The sequence below is a fragment of the Paenibacillus chungangensis genome (assembly GCF_042675905.1).
GTDB lineage: Bacteria > Bacillota > Bacilli > Paenibacillales > Paenibacillaceae > Pristimantibacillus > Pristimantibacillus chungangensis.
Genome location: NZ_JBHTJZ010000033.1, coordinates 121,308 through 137,359 on the forward strand (window position 1 = coordinate 121,308; position 16,052 = coordinate 137,359).

General features: G+C 53.1%; 15 protein-coding genes. All 15 read left to right on the forward strand.

Annotation, left to right across the window (positions count from 1 at the left end; genetic code table 11):
• The first annotated feature begins 15 nt into the window (after positions 1 to 15).
• Entirely contained in the window at positions 16 to 2,034 is a 2,019-nt protein-coding gene (tkt, locus tag ACFQ2I_RS17795) for a transketolase (protein WP_377566547.1), read from the forward strand.
• A 71-nt stretch (positions 2,035 to 2,105) separates the two neighbouring features.
• Complete coding sequence (gene ppnP, locus ACFQ2I_RS17800) at positions 2,106 to 2,423, forward strand: pyrimidine/purine nucleoside phosphorylase (protein WP_377566549.1); 318 nt, start codon at positions 2,106 to 2,108, stop codon at positions 2,421 to 2,423.
• A gap of 178 nt (positions 2,424 to 2,601) precedes the next feature.
• Positions 2,602 to 3,123, forward strand: a complete 522-nt coding sequence (locus ACFQ2I_RS17805) for a DUF420 domain-containing protein (protein ID WP_377566551.1) — start codon at positions 2,602 to 2,604, stop codon at positions 3,121 to 3,123.
• A gap of 117 nt (positions 3,124 to 3,240) precedes the next feature.
• The gene (locus ACFQ2I_RS17810; RefSeq protein ID WP_377566553.1) at positions 3,241 to 4,590 is read left to right on the forward strand and encodes a glucose-6-phosphate isomerase; all 1,350 of its coding nucleotides are present in this window, start codon (positions 3,241 to 3,243) and stop codon (positions 4,588 to 4,590) included.
• Between the two features lie 27 nt (positions 4,591 to 4,617).
• Entirely contained in the window at positions 4,618 to 5,250 is a 633-nt protein-coding gene (locus ACFQ2I_RS17815; protein ID WP_377566555.1) for a YigZ family protein, read from the forward strand.
• 251 nt (positions 5,251 to 5,501) lie between these two features.
• Positions 5,502 to 6,317 (forward strand): sulfate ABC transporter permease subunit CysT, encoded by an 816-nt coding sequence (gene cysT, locus ACFQ2I_RS17820; protein WP_377566557.1) that lies wholly within the window; start codon positions 5,502 to 5,504, stop codon positions 6,315 to 6,317.
• On the forward strand, positions 6,314 to 7,111 hold the full coding sequence (locus tag ACFQ2I_RS17825) for a sulfate ABC transporter permease subunit (protein ID WP_377566559.1): 798 nt from the start codon (positions 6,314 to 6,316) through the stop codon (positions 7,109 to 7,111). Before cysT ends, ACFQ2I_RS17825 begins: the two co-directional genes overlap by 4 nt.
• 3 nt (positions 7,112 to 7,114) lie before the next feature.
• The gene (locus tag ACFQ2I_RS17830; protein ID WP_377566561.1) at positions 7,115 to 8,182 is read left to right on the forward strand and encodes a sulfate/molybdate ABC transporter ATP-binding protein; all 1,068 of its coding nucleotides are present in this window, start codon (positions 7,115 to 7,117) and stop codon (positions 8,180 to 8,182) included.
• A gap of 53 nt (positions 8,183 to 8,235) precedes the next feature.
• Positions 8,236 to 9,288: a sulfate ABC transporter substrate-binding protein gene (locus tag ACFQ2I_RS17835; RefSeq protein WP_377566722.1), complete on the forward strand. Its 1,053-nt coding sequence runs from the start codon at positions 8,236 to 8,238 to the stop codon at positions 9,286 to 9,288.
• A gap of 247 nt (positions 9,289 to 9,535) precedes the next feature.
• Complete coding sequence (gene fur / locus ACFQ2I_RS17840) at positions 9,536 to 10,018, forward strand: ferric iron uptake transcriptional regulator (RefSeq protein WP_377566562.1); 483 nt, start codon at positions 9,536 to 9,538, stop codon at positions 10,016 to 10,018.
• Between the two features lie 284 nt (positions 10,019 to 10,302).
• Positions 10,303 to 10,980: a response regulator transcription factor gene (locus ACFQ2I_RS17845; protein WP_377566564.1), complete on the forward strand. Its 678-nt coding sequence runs from the start codon at positions 10,303 to 10,305 to the stop codon at positions 10,978 to 10,980.
• Complete coding sequence (locus tag ACFQ2I_RS17850) at positions 10,977 to 12,410, forward strand: HAMP domain-containing sensor histidine kinase (protein WP_377566566.1); 1,434 nt, start codon at positions 10,977 to 10,979, stop codon at positions 12,408 to 12,410. The genes ACFQ2I_RS17845 and ACFQ2I_RS17850 overlap by 4 nt, the downstream gene beginning before the upstream one ends.
• 122 nt (positions 12,411 to 12,532) lie before the next feature.
• Positions 12,533 to 13,639 (forward strand): Fe(3+) ABC transporter substrate-binding protein, encoded by a 1,107-nt coding sequence (locus ACFQ2I_RS17855; RefSeq protein WP_377566568.1) that lies wholly within the window; start codon positions 12,533 to 12,535, stop codon positions 13,637 to 13,639.
• Complete coding sequence (locus ACFQ2I_RS17860) at positions 13,639 to 15,294, forward strand: ABC transporter permease (RefSeq protein WP_377566570.1); 1,656 nt, start codon at positions 13,639 to 13,641, stop codon at positions 15,292 to 15,294. Before ACFQ2I_RS17855 ends, ACFQ2I_RS17860 begins: the two co-directional genes overlap by 1 nt.
• On the forward strand, positions 15,291 to 15,950 hold the full coding sequence (locus ACFQ2I_RS17865) for an ABC transporter ATP-binding protein (protein WP_377566572.1): 660 nt from the start codon (positions 15,291 to 15,293) through the stop codon (positions 15,948 to 15,950). The genes ACFQ2I_RS17860 and ACFQ2I_RS17865 overlap by 4 nt, the downstream gene beginning before the upstream one ends.
• Positions 15,951 to 16,052 lie beyond the last annotated feature (102 nt).

Below are 16,052 nucleotides of genomic sequence, written 5' to 3' on the forward strand. Positions count from 1 at the left end.
TAGGAGGAAATGGAAATGACAGTCACTCAAAAATCGATAGAACAGCTCTCTATTGACACAATTCGCACATTAGCCATCGATGCGATCGAGAAGGCGAAGTCTGGACATCCCGGCATGCCGATGGGCGCAGCGCCGATGGGCTACCAGTTATTCGCCAAAAATATGAATCATAATCCGGCGAATCCGGAGTGGATTAATCGCGACCGCTTCGTGCTGTCCGCTGGTCACGGTTCTATGCTGCTATATAGCCTGCTTCATTTGTCCGGGTACGATCTGCCGCTGGACGAGTTGAAAAACTTCCGCCAGTGGGGCTCTCTCACGCCAGGCCATCCGGAATTCGGACATACGGCGGGTGTAGATGCGACAACGGGTCCGCTGGGACAAGGCGTAGCGATGGCTGTCGGAATGGCGATGGCGGAAGCGCAGCTTGCCGCTACTTACAATAAGAGCGGCTTCGACATTATTAATCATTTTACTTATTCGATCTGCGGCGACGGCGATCTGATGGAAGGTATCTCTCATGAAGCGGCTTCTCTCGCAGGCCACCTGCAGCTTGGCAAGCTGGTCGTGCTGTATGATTCCAATGACATCTCCCTGGACGGCGAGCTTAGCTTGTCTTATTCCGAGACCGTGCAAAGCCGCTTCGAAGGCTACGGCTGGCAAGTGCTTCGCGTAGCGGACGGCAACGATCTGGAAGCCATGTCCGCAGCGATGGCTGAGGCGCAAGCGGTGCTGGACAAGCCAACTCTGATTGAAGTGAAGACGGTAATCGGCTACGGAAGTCCGAATAAAGGCGGTAAGGGAGGCCATGCAGGACCTCACGGTTCGCCATTAGGCGAAGAAGAGACGAAGCTGACGAAGCAATTCTACGGCTGGTCCGAGGAGCAGCCATTCCACGTACCTGACGAGGTGCGCGCTCACTTCGCGGAAGTGAAAGCAAAGGGCGAGCAGGCCAATGCGCAGTGGAATGCGATGTTCGCTTCTTACAAGGAAGCTCATCCGGCGCTTGCAGCGGCATTCGAACAGGCTATTGCAGGAGAGCTGCCAGAAGGCTGGGATAGAGATCTTCCGGTATACTCTATGGAAGATAAGCCGGTATCCACACGTGTCGCATCCGGCAACGCGCTGAATGCGCTGGCGAAGAACGTTCCTAATCTCGTTGGCGGTTCCGCCGATCTGGAGAGCTCCACGATGACGAATCTGAAGGGCTTGCCGCAATTTAAGCCGGGCAGCTACGACGGTCGCAATATTTACTTCGGCGTGCGTGAGTTCGGCATGGCAGCTGCGATGAACGGCATCAGCCTGCATCGTGGATTGAAAATCTACGGCGGCACCTTCTTCGTATTCACAGATTACTTGCGTCCAGCCGTACGCTTGTCTGCGCTTATGAAGCAGCCGGTCGTCTATGTTCTGACGCACGACAGCATCGCGGTCGGCGAAGACGGTCCGACACACGAGCCGATTGAACAGCTGGCTTCGATCCGCGTCATTCCGGGCCTTACGGTCATTCGTCCTGCCGATGGCAACGAGACGTCCGCCGCATGGGCTTATGCGCTGGAGAACAAGGACAATCCGGTAGCGCTCGTGCTGACGCGTCAGAACCTGCCGATTCTGGCAGGCGCTGTCTCCGGCGCGCGAGACAATGTGCGCAAGGGGGCATATGTCGTCTCCGATGCGGCAGACGGTCAGCCGCAAGCGCAAATTATCGCGACCGGTTCCGAGGTTCAGCTGGCGGTAGCGGCACAGCAGGAGCTGGCGAAGCAAGGTATCTCCGTTCGCGTTATCAGCATGCCTAGCTGGGATCTGTTCGAGAAGCAGCCCAAGGCATACAGGGACTCTGTCATTCTTCCGGATGTGAAGGCGCGCCTTGCTGTGGAGATGGCATCTCCGTTCGGCTGGGAACGTTACACGGGCGATCAAGGAGATATTCTCGGCATTGACACCTTCGGCGCCTCCGCACCAGGCGGCCGTGTTATTGAGGAGTACGGCTTTACGGTTGAGAACGTTGTGAACAAAGTAAAGGCCTTGCTGTAACGCCTGTAACGCATCACGCAACACAATGCCGTTTGAAGACACATTTCATCGAAATAGAGGGGATCTTCGCCATGTCGCAATTTGAAAATGTAGCAGTCGTTAAGAAAGCCAATGTTTACTTTGAAGGCAAAGTGACGAGTCGGGTCGTGCTGTTCCCGGATGGAACGAAAAAGACACTGGGTATTATGCTACCCGGCGAATATGAATTCGGCACCGATTGCCATGAAGTTATGGAGATTCAAGGCGGAGACCTGCTTGTACTGCTGCCTGGGGAAGAGGAATGGCTGCATATTCAAGGCGAAGGTGAATTCCAAGTTCCTGCAAACACGAGATTCAAGCTGCAAGTAAAGCAAGTGACGGATTATTGCTGTTCTTATATGACGGAGTAGAACGTGCTGATAGGGGGCTGTGCCGAGAAATGCGGCGCAGCCTCCTATTGCGCTTCCGCCTTTCAGCGCTCATCAATTGTTCCTTTTTTTGTGACAAAAGAGACAAGTTGAGGATGGTTTCCTCTACGCAAATTAGGATAAAGTAAAAGTGTGAGCCAATGTGATGGGAGGATGCAAGATGAAGGAGAAAAATTATACGCCGCTTGTGGCGGTGTTGACGGTGTTGCTCGTCGGCATTATTGCAGTGCTCTTCTTTTTGCCTGGGTATGAAGGGGAGATCGGCTTCGATGTGAAGCTGCTGCCGCTGCTGAATGCCATATTCAACAGCTTTACGTTTCTAGCGCTAGTAGTAGCCCTTGTAGCGATCAAGAAGAAAAATATCCGCATGCACCGGTCATTTATCGGCATGGCCTTTACGACGACAACGCTGTTCCTGGTGTCTTATGTGACGTATCACTATTTGACGGAATCGACGCCATATGGAGGCGAGGGCTTCCTCAGGGGCTTGTATTTCTTTGTACTGCTTACCCATATTGTATTGGCGATTGTAGTCGTGCCGCTCGCGTTGCTGTCTGCGATCCGAGGACTGACCAATCAGGTGGAGAAGCATCGCCGTATTTCACGCTGGACGATGCCGGTATGGCTATATGTCAGCTTCACCGGCGTAGTCGTTTATTTGATGATTTCCCCCTATTATTAGAGCTTATTGCGGGCGGAATAGCGTTCAGACACTTGTGTTCGAGCGTTAAATCCGCTATCCTTATGTACAATGTTGAAAGTGGTTTTCATATATATATCCGGGAGGTCTGAAGTTACGATGAGCAAAACAGTACAGTTCGATTACAGTAAGGCGCTGTCCTTCGTGGGCCAGCATGAGGTTGACAATCTGACGGAGCAAGTGCGCCTGGCGCATGAGCAATTACATAATGGAACGGGTGCTGGCTCCGATTACTTGGGCTGGATCGATCTTCCCAACAACTATGATAAAGAAGAATTCGCCCGTATAAAGGAAGCGGCGGCACGTATTCAGTCCGATTCTGAGGTGCTGATCGTCATCGGCATCGGTGGATCGTATCTTGGCGCTCGCGCGGCAATCGAGATGCTGTCCAACTCGTTCTATAATCTGCAGGACAAAGCGCAGCGCGGCACGCCGCAAGTGCTGTTCGCGGGCAATAATATCAGCTCCACCTATGTGAAGCATCTGCTTCAGCTGCTGGAGGGCAAGGATTGGTCGATCAACGTCATCTCCAAATCCGGTACGACGACGGAGCCTGCGATCGCATTCCGCGTATTCCGCGCCGAGCTGGAGAAGAAATACGGCAAGGAAGCTGCCCGCAAGCGGATCTATGCGACAACGGATAGAGAAAAAGGCGCACTGAAGAAGCTGGCTACCGAGGAAGGCTACGAATCCTTCATTATTCCGGATGATGTCGGCGGCCGCTATTCCGTGCTGACGGCAGTAGGCTTGCTGCCAATCGCGGCTGCGGGCATCGATATCGACGCGATGATGAACGGCGCTGCCGATGCTGCCGCCGAATATGCGAACCCGAACTTGGCGGAGAACGAAGCATATCAATACGCCGCAGTGCGCAACGCATTATACCGCAAGGGCAAAGTAACGGAGATTCTGGTGAACTATGAGCCGTCCCTTCACTTTGTATCGGAATGGTGGAAGCAATTGTACGGCGAGAGCGAAGGCAAGGATTATAAAGGCATCTATCCCGCTTCCGTAGACTTCTCTACCGATCTGCATTCCATGGGACAATTCATTCAGGAAGGCAACCGTAATATCTTCGAGACGGTCATTCAGGTAGAAGAGGTAGCGGAGCATATTACGATTCAGCATGATGCCGACGATCTGGATGGATTGAACTTCCTGGAGGGCAAGACGATGGACTTCGTCAACAAGAAGGCGTTCCAAGGTACGCTGCTGGCGCACACGGACGGAGAAGTGCCGAATCTGATCGTGAACATCGCGGACATGACGCCTTACACCTTCGGCTATCTGGTCTACTTCTTCGAGAAGGCTTGCGGCATTAGCGGCTACCTGCTCGGCGTTAATCCGTTCGATCAGCCTGGCGTGGAAGCTTACAAGCGCAATATGTTCGCGTTGCTGGGCAAGCCTGGCTTCGAGAAAGAGAAGGCAGAGCTGGAAGCGCGCTTGTAAGATAAGCGGAATAGGGGAACAGATACGATGTTGAATCGATATCGCACGGTCAGGACTGTAGGGGAGAAAGAGATCATCATCAAGCGATCCCGCTTTATCGGTTATGCGAAGCCCGTGCAGACGGAGGAAGAAGCAGTCGCTTATATCGATGAGATCAAGCGGCTGCACCGCCAGGCAACGCACAATTGCTCTGCTTATGTCGTCGGCGAGCGGGATCAGTTCCAGAAGGCCTCTGACGACGGTGAACCCAGCGGAACGGCTGGCAAGCCGATTCTGGAAGTGATCAAGAACAAGAAGCTGAAAAATGTCGTCGTTGTCGTCACGCGATATTTCGGCGGCATTATGCTTGGCGCCGGCGGCCTTGTTCGCGCATATACGGATGGAGCTGTAGCGGGCATTGAAGCGGCGGAAGAGATCGAGCTGGTGCTTCACCGGGAAGTGCTCGTGGATGTCGACTACACCTGGTACGGCAAGCTGGAGAACGAATTGCACTCCAGGGGTACCCGAGTCGGCGGTACGGACTTTACGGACCGCGTGACGGTTCGCTGTCTGCCGGAGACGACGGAGGCTGACGCCTTCATTGCCTGGATGACGGATTTGACTGGCGGCCAAGCTGTTATTACTGCAGGGGAAGACTCGTATTTCGTAGATGGTGAATAGTGATTTATTTGAGAGCTCGGCGAATGCCGGGCTCTTTTTTTGACGCGGCGTGATCACCATGGGCTTCTATGCGGGAAGGCTGCAGCGATTTTAACTTGCATATATGATTCGCATTGCACATATGTAAGCATAGGAGAACTAACTCATTTTTGCGAATTAGCCATTGACTTCCTGTTCCGCGAGATGCTACATTATTAATACCTAGTAAGTTAATTGGAATTGTGTGAATATGGTTTGGGGGTAAGGGCAACTTGAATGCAATGTTTCGCGGGAAAGCTTGGAGTTTTGGCTTCCGAACGGCCGTTATACTCTATTTTGTATGTCTGATCATCCTGCCTGTTACCGGCATATATGTACAATCGTTCTCGGAAGGCATCGCGTCATTCCTGGCGAGTGTGTTCGATCCATTGGCATGGAAGGCAGTCTTCCTGACTGCCAAGCTGGCTATGATTGCAACGATAGTTAATGTTATATTCGGCACGATTACGGGATGGGTGCTCGTTCGTTATACGTTTCCGGGAAGGCGATTGCTCAACAGTGTGGTCGATCTCCCCTTCGCGCTTCCTACTGCAGTCGGCGGATTGCTCATATTGCTTCTGCTAGGCCCGGGCAGCCTTGTCGGCGGATGGGCGGAGAAGCTTGGCTCCCCGCTGGTCTTCCATGAACCTGCAATTGTACTCGCGATGGTGTTCGTCACCTTTCCATTCGTTATCCGTGGGGTACAGCCTTTGTTAGAGGAGATGGATCAGTCTCAGGAGGAAGCGGCTTACACGATGGGAACTTCACGCGCGCGAACGTTCCTGACCGTTATCTTCCCGTCGATGCTGCCCGGCATTGTCAGCGGCGCCATGCTGGCGTTCTCTCGCGGACTGGCGGAATTCGGAGCTGTTGTACTCGTAGCAGGCAACATTCCTGGCAAGACACTGGTCGCATCCGTCTATATATTCGGAGAGATCGAGAGCAACAATCAGCAAGGGGCGGCGGCTGTATCCGTTATACTGCTCACAATGTCCTTCCTGATCCTATGGACGGTGAATAACGTAGCTGCAAGGAGATTCCAGCGATGAGAACTTTATGGATTATAGTCACTTATACGTTGATGACCTTGCTGCTTATTATCCCGTTGTTGAGAATCGTAACGGGCGCATGGGAGCGGGGAGCTGAAGGATTCATGGATGCACTCGTTCGACCGGAATCGCTTCATGCTTTTCTAATGACAGGTATTATCGTCGTTGCGGTGACAGCGATCAATACCTTGTTCGGAGTTATGACGGCGCTCTACATCGTTAGAGCGGAGTGGATCGGACCGCGACTGAAGCGGCTGTTGAACAGCATTGTCGATCTGCCGTTCGCGGTGTCTCCCGTCATCGGGGGTCTGATGATCGTGCTCCTGCTAGGGCCGGATACAATTATGGGCGCTCTGTTCCGGGATATGGGTTTTCCAATCGTCTATGCGCTGCCCGGTATGATACTTGCGACCCTCTTCGTTACATTCCCAATCATGGTACGCGAGGTCATTCCGGTACTGCAAGAGGTCGGCTCACAGCAGGAGGAAGCGGCTTCGACGCTTGGCGCCTACTCTTGGTATACATTCTGGAAGGTGACTTGGCCTTCCATTCGCTGGGGCGTCGTCTACGGTGTCGTGCTGACGGTAGCTCGTTCGATTGGCGAGTTCGGCGCCGTGCTCGTCGTATCCGGTAATATTATGAATAAGACGCAGACCGCTACGACGCTTGTGTATCAGGATGTGGAGAATTTTAATGTGGTAGCCGCCAATGCTATCGCATTGGTACTGGCAGCATTCTCGGTGAGCTTGCTTCTAATCATGGATTGGGTGAAACAACGAAAGGAAGTGCATTAAGCGATGCAGCATATCGAAGTGAGGGCTCTGAATAAAGTATTTGGAGAGTTCCACGCAGTCAAGGATATCAGCTTCCAGATCGAGAGAGGCAAATTAATCGGACTTCTGGGTCCTAGCGGAGGCGGGAAGACCTCTATCCTTCGTATGTTGGCGGGCCTCGAGACCCCCACGTCCGGCGATATTCGATTTCACGGCGCCAGAGTGAACGAACTCCCACCACAGGAACGAGGCATCGGATTCGTATTCCAAAGCTATGCGCTATTCAAGCATATGACAGTCTATGATAATATAGCGTTCGGATTGAAGGTGAAGAAGCAGCCCAGGAATGTGATTAAAGAACGGGTCATGTACTTGGTGGAGCTGACAGGGCTAAAAGGATTCCAGCATCGCTACCCGCATCAGTTATCGGGTGGTCAGCGGCAGCGCGTCGCTTTCGCTCGGGCGCTTGCGCCGGAGCCGCAGCTGCTTTTGCTGGATGAGCCGTTCGCTGCGATCGACGCCAAAATCCGGGCCGAGCTCCGTACTTGGTTAAAGGAAATGATCGAACAACTCGGCATTACTTCCATATTCGTTACCCATGATCAGGAGGAAGCCATTGAGGTGGCGGACGAGATCATGATTATTAGCGGCGGGAGGCTGGAGCAGAAGGGAAGTCCTTGGGACATATACAGACATCCCGCGACACCGTTCGTAGCGAGCTTTATCGGGGAGTCATCGATTGTCGAGAATGTGGGTGTGCTTCGCGGCTTTGAGCTCGGGGTTCTCGCTCGGGACTGTAAAGCGCTTATCAGACCGGAATATATTGAGGTAGGGAAGCCTGGCGAGATCAAGCTGGCTTCAGCAACGATGCCTGCGCGGGTGAAGCGGCTGCACTTCCGGGGCAATGAGTGGATGGTGGAGCTTGATGCCGCCGGAACGACGCTGATGACTTATCGGTCGCTGGAGAAGGAATTGCTTGTGCCGGAGGAGGAAGTATGCATTCTCGTCCATCGTGCTTATCTGTTCAACGACGAGAGCAGCTGGATTATGGAAAACCCATTAAAAGTTGATCCAATGCCTATTCATATCTAACCATTGTAGAGAAAGAGTTGTTGCATGTGAGAATAACCATTCGTTGGGCGCGTATGCAAGCAAGGGCATGGTTGTTGATCATCCTGTTCTTCACTTGTGTCATCGCAGGATGCAAAGAACCCGGGGGCACGTTATCCTCCAACTCCGTCGATGGGAAGAAGGAGACGGGAATAACATTGGTAATCGGAGCCTATTCCGTCGTCAAGGACGCCTTCCACGAGTTGTTGCCGCAATTCGCTGATGATTGGTATGAGAGGACGGGGCAGCGGGTAAGCTTCCAGCAATCGTATGAAGCATCCGGCACGCAAGCAAGGTCGATCGCTGGTGGCTTCGAGGCGGATGTGGCAGTGTTGGCGATGGAGAGTGATCTCGATCTTATTGAAGCTGCTGGGTATCTGACCCACGATTGGAGAGCGGGAAGCCATGGCGGTATGATTACGAACTCCATTGTCGTGCTTGGAACGAGGCCCGGCAATCCGCTTGGCATTGAAGACTGGCATGATCTGGCACGAGAAGGGGTGAAAGTGATGTATCCCAATCCCAAGACATCCGGTGGAGCACAGTGGGATATCAATGCGATCTACGGTGCGGGGCTGAAGCGTTCGGAAGAAGTAACGGGAGAACAATCACATGAAGCCGCCAAAAAGTTGCTTGCATCTATTCATCGCAATGTGGAGTCGCTGGACAAGAGCGGGAGGGCGTCGATGGCGGCATTCGAATACGGGGTAGGCGATGTGATCGTCACGTATGAGAACGAATTGCTTGCCAGGATGGCCCAAGGGACGCTGTACGAGATGGTCATACCGAAACATACCATTCTGATTGAAAATCCTGCTGCCGTCATAGACCGCAATGTGGACAAAAGAGGGACGCGGAGGGTGGCGGAGGCATTCGTCGCCTATCTCCATAGTGAGGACGCTCAGCGTCTCCTGATGCGGCATGGCTTCCGTCCGGTGCACGACGGAGTGAGGGACGAAGCGGAGAGACGATTCGAGACGCCTAGCGGCCTATTCGACATTGCCTATATGGGCGGTTGGACGCAGGTACAGGAGAAGCTGTATGCGAGGAGAGGCATATGGTATCAGGTATTGGCGGGAATAGAGTAATGCGGAGAGAGAGCTTGCTGCACAGCGATGCAGCGGCTCTTTTTCATATTGGCAGGAATGAAGGGGAGAGAAGGCGAATATAGAAGGGGTGAAGAGACAAGGTGATTCTTTCAATTGCTAGTTGCTTTCTTGCCAAAAATGAACTACGATTACATTAGAATTATTCTAATGAAAAAACATCTATAGAGGCTGAAATAAAATAAATGAAAACAATGATAGTCAACGTTCAACAAGGAGGGAACATGATATGCTGAATGTATCGGCCGAAATTGACAAAATCAAGCGCAGTCTGATGGAGAACGGCTATAAGCTGACCACGCAGCGGGAAATTATTGTACGGGTGTTGCTGGAAAATGAACGTGATCATCTGAGCGCCGAGGATGTATATATGCTGGTGAAGGAGAAGTTTCCGGAGATTGGGCTTGCGACTGTATACCGGACACTGGAGCTGCTCGCTGAACTGCAAATTGTGGCCAAGATGAACTTTGGCGACGGCGTGGCTCGCTTCGACTTGCGCGGTCATGATCATGAGCATATGCACCATCATCTTATCTGCCAGCATTGCGGAGCGCTAGACGAGATTAAGGAAGACTGGCTGACGGAGCTGGAAGAGAGAGTAGAGCGGGAATTCGGCTTCAAGGTGCTGGACCATCGGCTGGACTTCATAGGCACGTATAAGGAATGCAGCAACGAAGAGTGCAAGCGGAAGAAGGATAAAGTAGTGTCCTAATCGATTTTCGATTTGTAAGGCGCGCAAGCAAGCGAAGAGCCATCCTATTGGGATGGCTCTTTTTAGCTTGTACGTATACTGTACTCGTCTCTATAATCATGGTCTCGTCTTTGCCATTGTAGATGCCGATATTATACGTATGATCTTTCTTATATATGGTATTATGGCATGTGGGATGCGGTATGTGGTATAACTGTAGAAACTAATGTCGATTGATCTTGAGAACAATTATCATATTAGATGGACGTGCACAAGCAACGTTATAGCAAAAAGGGTGATTCGCTTTGAAGCGAGTATTGTTGATAGAAGATGAGAAAAATATGTCAAGGTTCATCGAACTGGAGCTTCGCAGAGAGGGATTCGCCGTCACGACTGCGGAAGACGGCGAGGCCGGGCTGCTGCTGGCGCTGCATGAGGGCTGGGACGTTGTGCTGCTGGATGTGATGCTGCCGAGGGTCGGCGGCTTCGAGGTGTGTCGCCGCATCCGAGACGCCAAGCGGGTTCCGATCATTATGATTACGGCGAGAGACCGCTTATCGGATCGGGTCGAGGGACTGGACAGCGGAGCGGACGATTATATCGCCAAGCCGTTCGCCATTGATGAATTGCTGGCCCGCATGCGGGCTGTGCTGCGCAGAGAAGGGGATAACCGCAAGGGGGATACGTCTGCTCTCTACTACGGCGAGCTTATGCTTCATGCAGATACGCGCACTATAATGCGAGGAAGCGAATCGATTGAACTGACGAAGCGGGAATTCGCACTGCTAGAAGCATTCATGAAAAACCCCGGCCGAGTCTTGTCCCGAGAAGTGCTGCTGGATACGGTATGGGGGTTCGATGCCGTCGTTGACAAAAATGTCGTCGATGTGTATGTGCGTTACTTGCGCGGCAAGATTGATAGGGGCGGAGAGGATAGCTATATCCAGTCAGTGCGCGGAGTCGGCTATGTGATGAGGCGATGAAGCGCCTTGCAGCCTTGTTCAGCCGCATGCCGTTCCATTGGCGGATGACGCTTCTGTCCTCGCTGCTGCTCTGTGCCTTGTTCGCAGTCAGCAATATCGTGCAATTCGCATTCGTAGAGAGCTGGATGCTGAAGCAGGAAGAGCGTTCGGCCAGGCAGGATATGCGGGAGCTGCTTAATGTTCTCTTGGCCAATGAGATGCGTATTCAGCCGGACAATGAAGAGCGAATACGGTACTATCTGGAGAAGGCGAATGTGAACAACGGCATGATACGCATTCTGAATGCGGAAGGAGTGCCAGTCGTCACTGCAGCCAACAATATGCCCATTCACTGGGTGGAGCGGAGAGGAACGGCGGAAGCGGCCGGAATGGGAAGGGGGCAAGGCGTGCTGGCCATGTCCAGTCCGCTTACGATCTTTCAATTTACAGGGACGGTGGAGGTCGTGCGCAGTCTCTCCCATGTAGAGCGTCTCATTGCTTCCTTCAATCGCATCATGCTGATCTGCTTCGCAGTTGCTGTCATCATTAGCGGCTACGGCGGGCGGCTGTTGTCGAGAAGGTTAGTGAAACCGCTTCGAGCGATGCATCGGACAATGCGCAGCGTGAAGCAGAACGGTCTGCAAGAGAGGATGGCGGTCGGCGAAGCCAGAGATGATATGACGGCGCTGACGATCATGTTCAACGATATGATGGATGAGGTGGAAGGAGCGTTCCTTAAGCAGAAGCAATTTGTAGAAGACGCTTCGCACGAGCTTCGGACGCCCATTGCCATAATTGAGGGGCATCTGGCGATGCTGCAGCGCTGGGGCAAGCATGATCCGGAGGTGCTGGAGGAGTCGCTGCGCATCTCGATGGAGGAGCTGGAGCGGTTAAGAGGGCTCGTCGAGGAGCTGCTGACCTTGTCGCGCATAGAGCGATCTGAGCAAGAGTATAAGCATGCGGCGGTAGACGAAGTATGCATGCAGCCAACTACCGTTATTCATTCTGCCGTTGAGAAAATTAGATCGCTGCATCCAGCCTTTCAGTTAACCGTCGACGTATCGCAGCTAGAAGGAATGGCGCTTGGCATAAACGACGGTCATCTGCTGCAGCTCATGCTCATTCTGCTGGACAATGCGGTGAAATACTCCGGTTCCAGCACCGAAGTGCGAATAGATGCCGTTAGGGCCGGAGCAGCCGGCCATATGGTCATTGCTGTTCAGGATGCGGGTATTGGAATGGTCGAGGATGAGTTGGCTCATGCCTGGGATCGCTTCTACCGGGCGGATAAAGCGAGAAGCGGTGCTGGGGGCTATGGGCTTGGCTTGCCGATCGCGCGGCAGATCGCACAACGATATAACGGGACGATTGAATTATACAGCAAGCCTGGAAAGGGTACGACAGCTGCTTTGACACTGCCCTTTCGCGATGCTTGTGAATCGATTTTATGATAAAAAAATGATTTTTTCTGTTTTCACATCGTTTTCTCATTATTCTCAGTTACAATATAGCAAGTGTAAATGATATTCATTATCATCAATAATCAATTGCGTAGATGAGAGGGAGTTTGACCATGAGACAAAAGGCTGTAGGCAAGATAGCGGTGCTTGCGATTGCCGTGATGATGGTTCTGGCAGGCTGCGGTTCCAACAACGGAGCTTCTAATAATCAAACAGGAGCGAACAACGGTACTGATGTAGTCGGCGACAAGGAACAGTCTAAAGGAGAAGGCGTTGTCAACGTCTTTACGGCAAGACACTACGACATCGACTTCCAGCTGTTCGACGAATTCGAGAAGAAAACTGGTATTCAAGTGAACGAAATTAAAGGTACGGCCGAAGAGCTGGTGGAACGTATGAAGCGCGAGGGCGAAAGCTCTGAAGCGGATCTGTTCATCACTGTGGACGGCGGCGTACTGAATTACGCGAAGGAGAGCGATGTGCTGCAGCCGATCGAATCCGAGACGGTGAACGGCACTGTTGCTCCTGAGCTGCGTGACGCAGACAACCACTGGGTGGCGATGGCATCCAGAGCGCGCGTTATCGCTTATGCGAAGGATCGCGTCACGCCGGATCAGCTGTCGACTTACGAGGATCTCGCCGATCCGAAGTGGAAGGGCAAGGTGCTGATCCGTTCTTCCTCCAATCTGTACAATCAATCATTAGTAGCGTCTATGATCGAGCTGAACGGCGAGGAAGCGGCAGCTAAGTGGGCTGAAGGCATCGTAGCCAATATGGCGCGCGATCCGGAAGGCGGAGACCGCGATCAGGCGAAAGCCGTCGTTGCCGGTATCGGTGATGTGGCAGTCATGAACACCTACTATGTCGGCCAATTGCTTCATTCCAAGGATGCGGAGGAAGTGAAAGTCGGCGAGAGCATCGGCATCTTCTTCCCGAACCAAGATACAACGGGCACGCATCTCAATATTAGCGGCATCGGTCTGGCCAAGCATGCGAAGAACAAGGACAATGCGATCAAGCTGATCGAATATATGGTGAGCAAGGAAGCGCAAGAGATGCTGATCAACGGGAGCTTCGAATTCCCGGTCAACAAGGAAGCCGAGCTTCCGGCGATTCATAAGGAGTGGGGCGAGTTCAAGACGCAGCAGATCGACTACTCCGTACTTGGCGCGAACAACAAGGCGGCTACTGAGCTGATGAATAAGGTTGGCTGGAAGTAATGAGAAGAACCTCCACCTGGCGAAGACAGCTTGGACAAAGATGCAACGGGTGGTATGTAATTAGCGGAATCGGGGCTTTAGCAGCCCTGCTTCCGTCTCTTTACATTTTGGCGGGGCTGTTGGAAAAGCCGAATGAGAACTGGGCGCATATTCGGGAATACATGCTGCTGGATTATGCGAAGGAATCATTGCTGCTGATGGGAGGCACCGTTATCTTCACGGTTCTGATCGGCGTGACCTTGGCTTGGCTGACAACTGCGTACGATTTCCCGTTCAGGCGCCTGTTCTCGTTTTTATTCGTTCTGCCGCTGGCCATTCCTCCCTATATTGCAGCCTATACGTATGCATCTATGCTCAGCTATACGGGAAGTGTGCAGACTTTTTTGCGTAATACGCTTGGAATGACCGTCAATCAGAGCTACTTTGACATTATGTCCATGAAGGGCGCCATCTTCATTTTTACGATGTTCCTCTATCCTTACGTTTACTTGATTACGAAGTCATTCCTGGAGAGGAACAGCGCCGTCTTCATCGAAAATGCAAGGCTGCTGGGGCAACGCCCACTGGCGATCTTCTTCAAGGTGGTGTTGCCATTGTCGCAGGGCGCCATCGTCGGAGGAGCAAGCCTCGTCGCCTTCGAAGTGCTGAACGATTATGGAGTATCCAAGCATTACGGCATTCAGACGTTCACCGTCGCGATCTTTAAAACATGGTTCGGCATGTATGATGTGGATTCTGCAATACGCTTGTCCGCCATGCTTATGACCGTCATTATCGGCGTGTTCGTGCTGGAGCGGCTGCTGCGGCGGAGGAAGCGCTACAACGGCTCCACGAAGCGTACATTGCCGCTGCAGAGGAGACGTCTGCAAGGAGCGCCGGCATTGCTGGCGGTTGTATTCTCGCTGGCGGTAGCGATGCTCTCGTTCCTTATCCCGGTTGCGCAACTGATCGTCTGGGCAACATGGACCTTCGAGGCGGTATGGGATGAGCGCTTCGCAGATATGATCCGCAATACGCTGACGATGGCGTTCGGAGCGGTATCGATTCTGATGGTGCTGGCCGTTATTGCCGCTAATGCGAACCGAACCTGGCGCTCCAACGCCACTCTCGTCATGAGCAAGCTGCTTAGCATGGGTTACTCCATTCCCGGCGCCGTCCTCTCGATCGGCGTGCTGGCCGTCTTCCTGTCCATCGACGAGAGGCTGGCGAGCTTGTATGAAGCGATGGGACTGGGGGCGAACAAGCTGGTACTAAGCATGTCACTGGCGATGCTCATCGTCGCGCTAGTCATTCGGTTCCTGGCTGTCGGCTTCAATGCGGTCGATGCCGGGTTCGACAAGATCGGCACCAGATATTCGGAGGCGTCCCGCATGCTGGGCTACGGGGTTACCCGCACTTTCTTCAAGGTGGATCTGCCTATGCTTAAGGGAGCAGTGATGACAGGATTTATTCTGGCGTTCCTGGAGGTGGTGAAGGAGCTTCCGCTCACGCTGCTGCTCAGGCCATTCAACTTCGATACGCTGGCGACGAAGGCTTATCAGTATGCCAGTGACGAGATGATACATGAAGCGTCCACGCCATCGTTAATCATTATCGGATTCGGCATCATATCTGTTTGTTTGTATCAATGGCTGGGAAGGAGAGAGTCCGTATGACTTATGTGCAGCTAAGCGAGCTTTGCTACGCTTATGAGAGAGGGTCAGGCGATGTGCTGCATCGCTTCACGTTACATATGGAAGAGGGGGAAGTGGTCGGCCTGCTGGGCGAGAGCGGCAGCGGCAAGAGCACGGTGCTTCGGCTGATCGCGGGACTGGAGACGCCGCAGGAAGGCGCCATTGTCGTCGGGAATACCATTATGGTCGATCGGACTACCTTCGTTCAGCCGGAGCGTCGCGGCATCGGTATGGTGTTCCAGGACTATGCTTTATTTCCTCATATGACGGTAGAGAGCAACATCGCCTTCGGGCTGGGGGCGCTGGCGCGCGGGCAACGCCGCGACCGGATCGGGGAGATGCTGGAGCTGGTGAAGATGGAGGACTATCGGAAGCGTTATCCCCATGAGCTGAGCGGCGGACAGCAGCAGCGTGTCGCATTCGCACGGGCGCTGGCGCCGCGGCCGAGGCTGCTGCTCATGGACGAACCGTTCAGCAGTCTGGACGCCGGTCTGAAGGCGAGCATTCGGGAAGAGCTGAGGGAGCTGCTCCGGCTGTCGCGCATGACCTCCATTCTGGTCACACACGACCGCGAGGATGCGGATGCGCTATGCGACCGCATAGTGGAGATGCGCGCCCCGGCGCTCAGCATGGCATAAGAGGATGAGAAGAAAGAAGCCTCCAACTTCACTGGTATGTGGAGTTGGAGGCTTGCTGTATTCTACTATGCATCTGACATGACAGGCAAGCAGGGGATCGCT

Coding starts and splice junctions, on each gene's coding strand:
- ACFQ2I_RS17830 (WP_377566561.1), top strand. CDS start 7,115: ATGCAGCATATCGAAGTGAGGGCTCTGAATAAAGTATTTGGAGAGTTC.
- ACFQ2I_RS17835 (WP_377566722.1), top strand. CDS start 8,236: ATGCAAGCAAGGGCATGGTTGTTGATCATCCTGTTCTTCACTTGTGTC.
- ppnP (WP_377566549.1), top strand. CDS start 2,106: ATGTCGCAATTTGAAAATGTAGCAGTCGTTAAGAAAGCCAATGTTTAC.
- tkt (WP_377566547.1), top strand. CDS start 16: ATGACAGTCACTCAAAAATCGATAGAACAGCTCTCTATTGACACAATT.
- ACFQ2I_RS17865 (WP_377566572.1), top strand. CDS start 15,291: ATGACTTATGTGCAGCTAAGCGAGCTTTGCTACGCTTATGAGAGAGGG.
- fur (WP_377566562.1), top strand. CDS start 9,536: ATGCTGAATGTATCGGCCGAAATTGACAAAATCAAGCGCAGTCTGATG.
- ACFQ2I_RS17810 (WP_377566553.1), top strand. CDS start 3,241: ATGAGCAAAACAGTACAGTTCGATTACAGTAAGGCGCTGTCCTTCGTG.
- ACFQ2I_RS17815 (WP_377566555.1), top strand. CDS start 4,618: ATGTTGAATCGATATCGCACGGTCAGGACTGTAGGGGAGAAAGAGATC.
- ACFQ2I_RS17855 (WP_377566568.1), top strand. CDS start 12,533: ATGAGACAAAAGGCTGTAGGCAAGATAGCGGTGCTTGCGATTGCCGTG.
- ACFQ2I_RS17860 (WP_377566570.1), top strand. CDS start 13,639: ATGAGAAGAACCTCCACCTGGCGAAGACAGCTTGGACAAAGATGCAAC.
- ACFQ2I_RS17805 (WP_377566551.1), top strand. CDS start 2,602: ATGAAGGAGAAAAATTATACGCCGCTTGTGGCGGTGTTGACGGTGTTG.
- ACFQ2I_RS17825 (WP_377566559.1), top strand. CDS start 6,314: ATGAGAACTTTATGGATTATAGTCACTTATACGTTGATGACCTTGCTG.
- ACFQ2I_RS17850 (WP_377566566.1), top strand. CDS start 10,977: ATGAAGCGCCTTGCAGCCTTGTTCAGCCGCATGCCGTTCCATTGGCGG.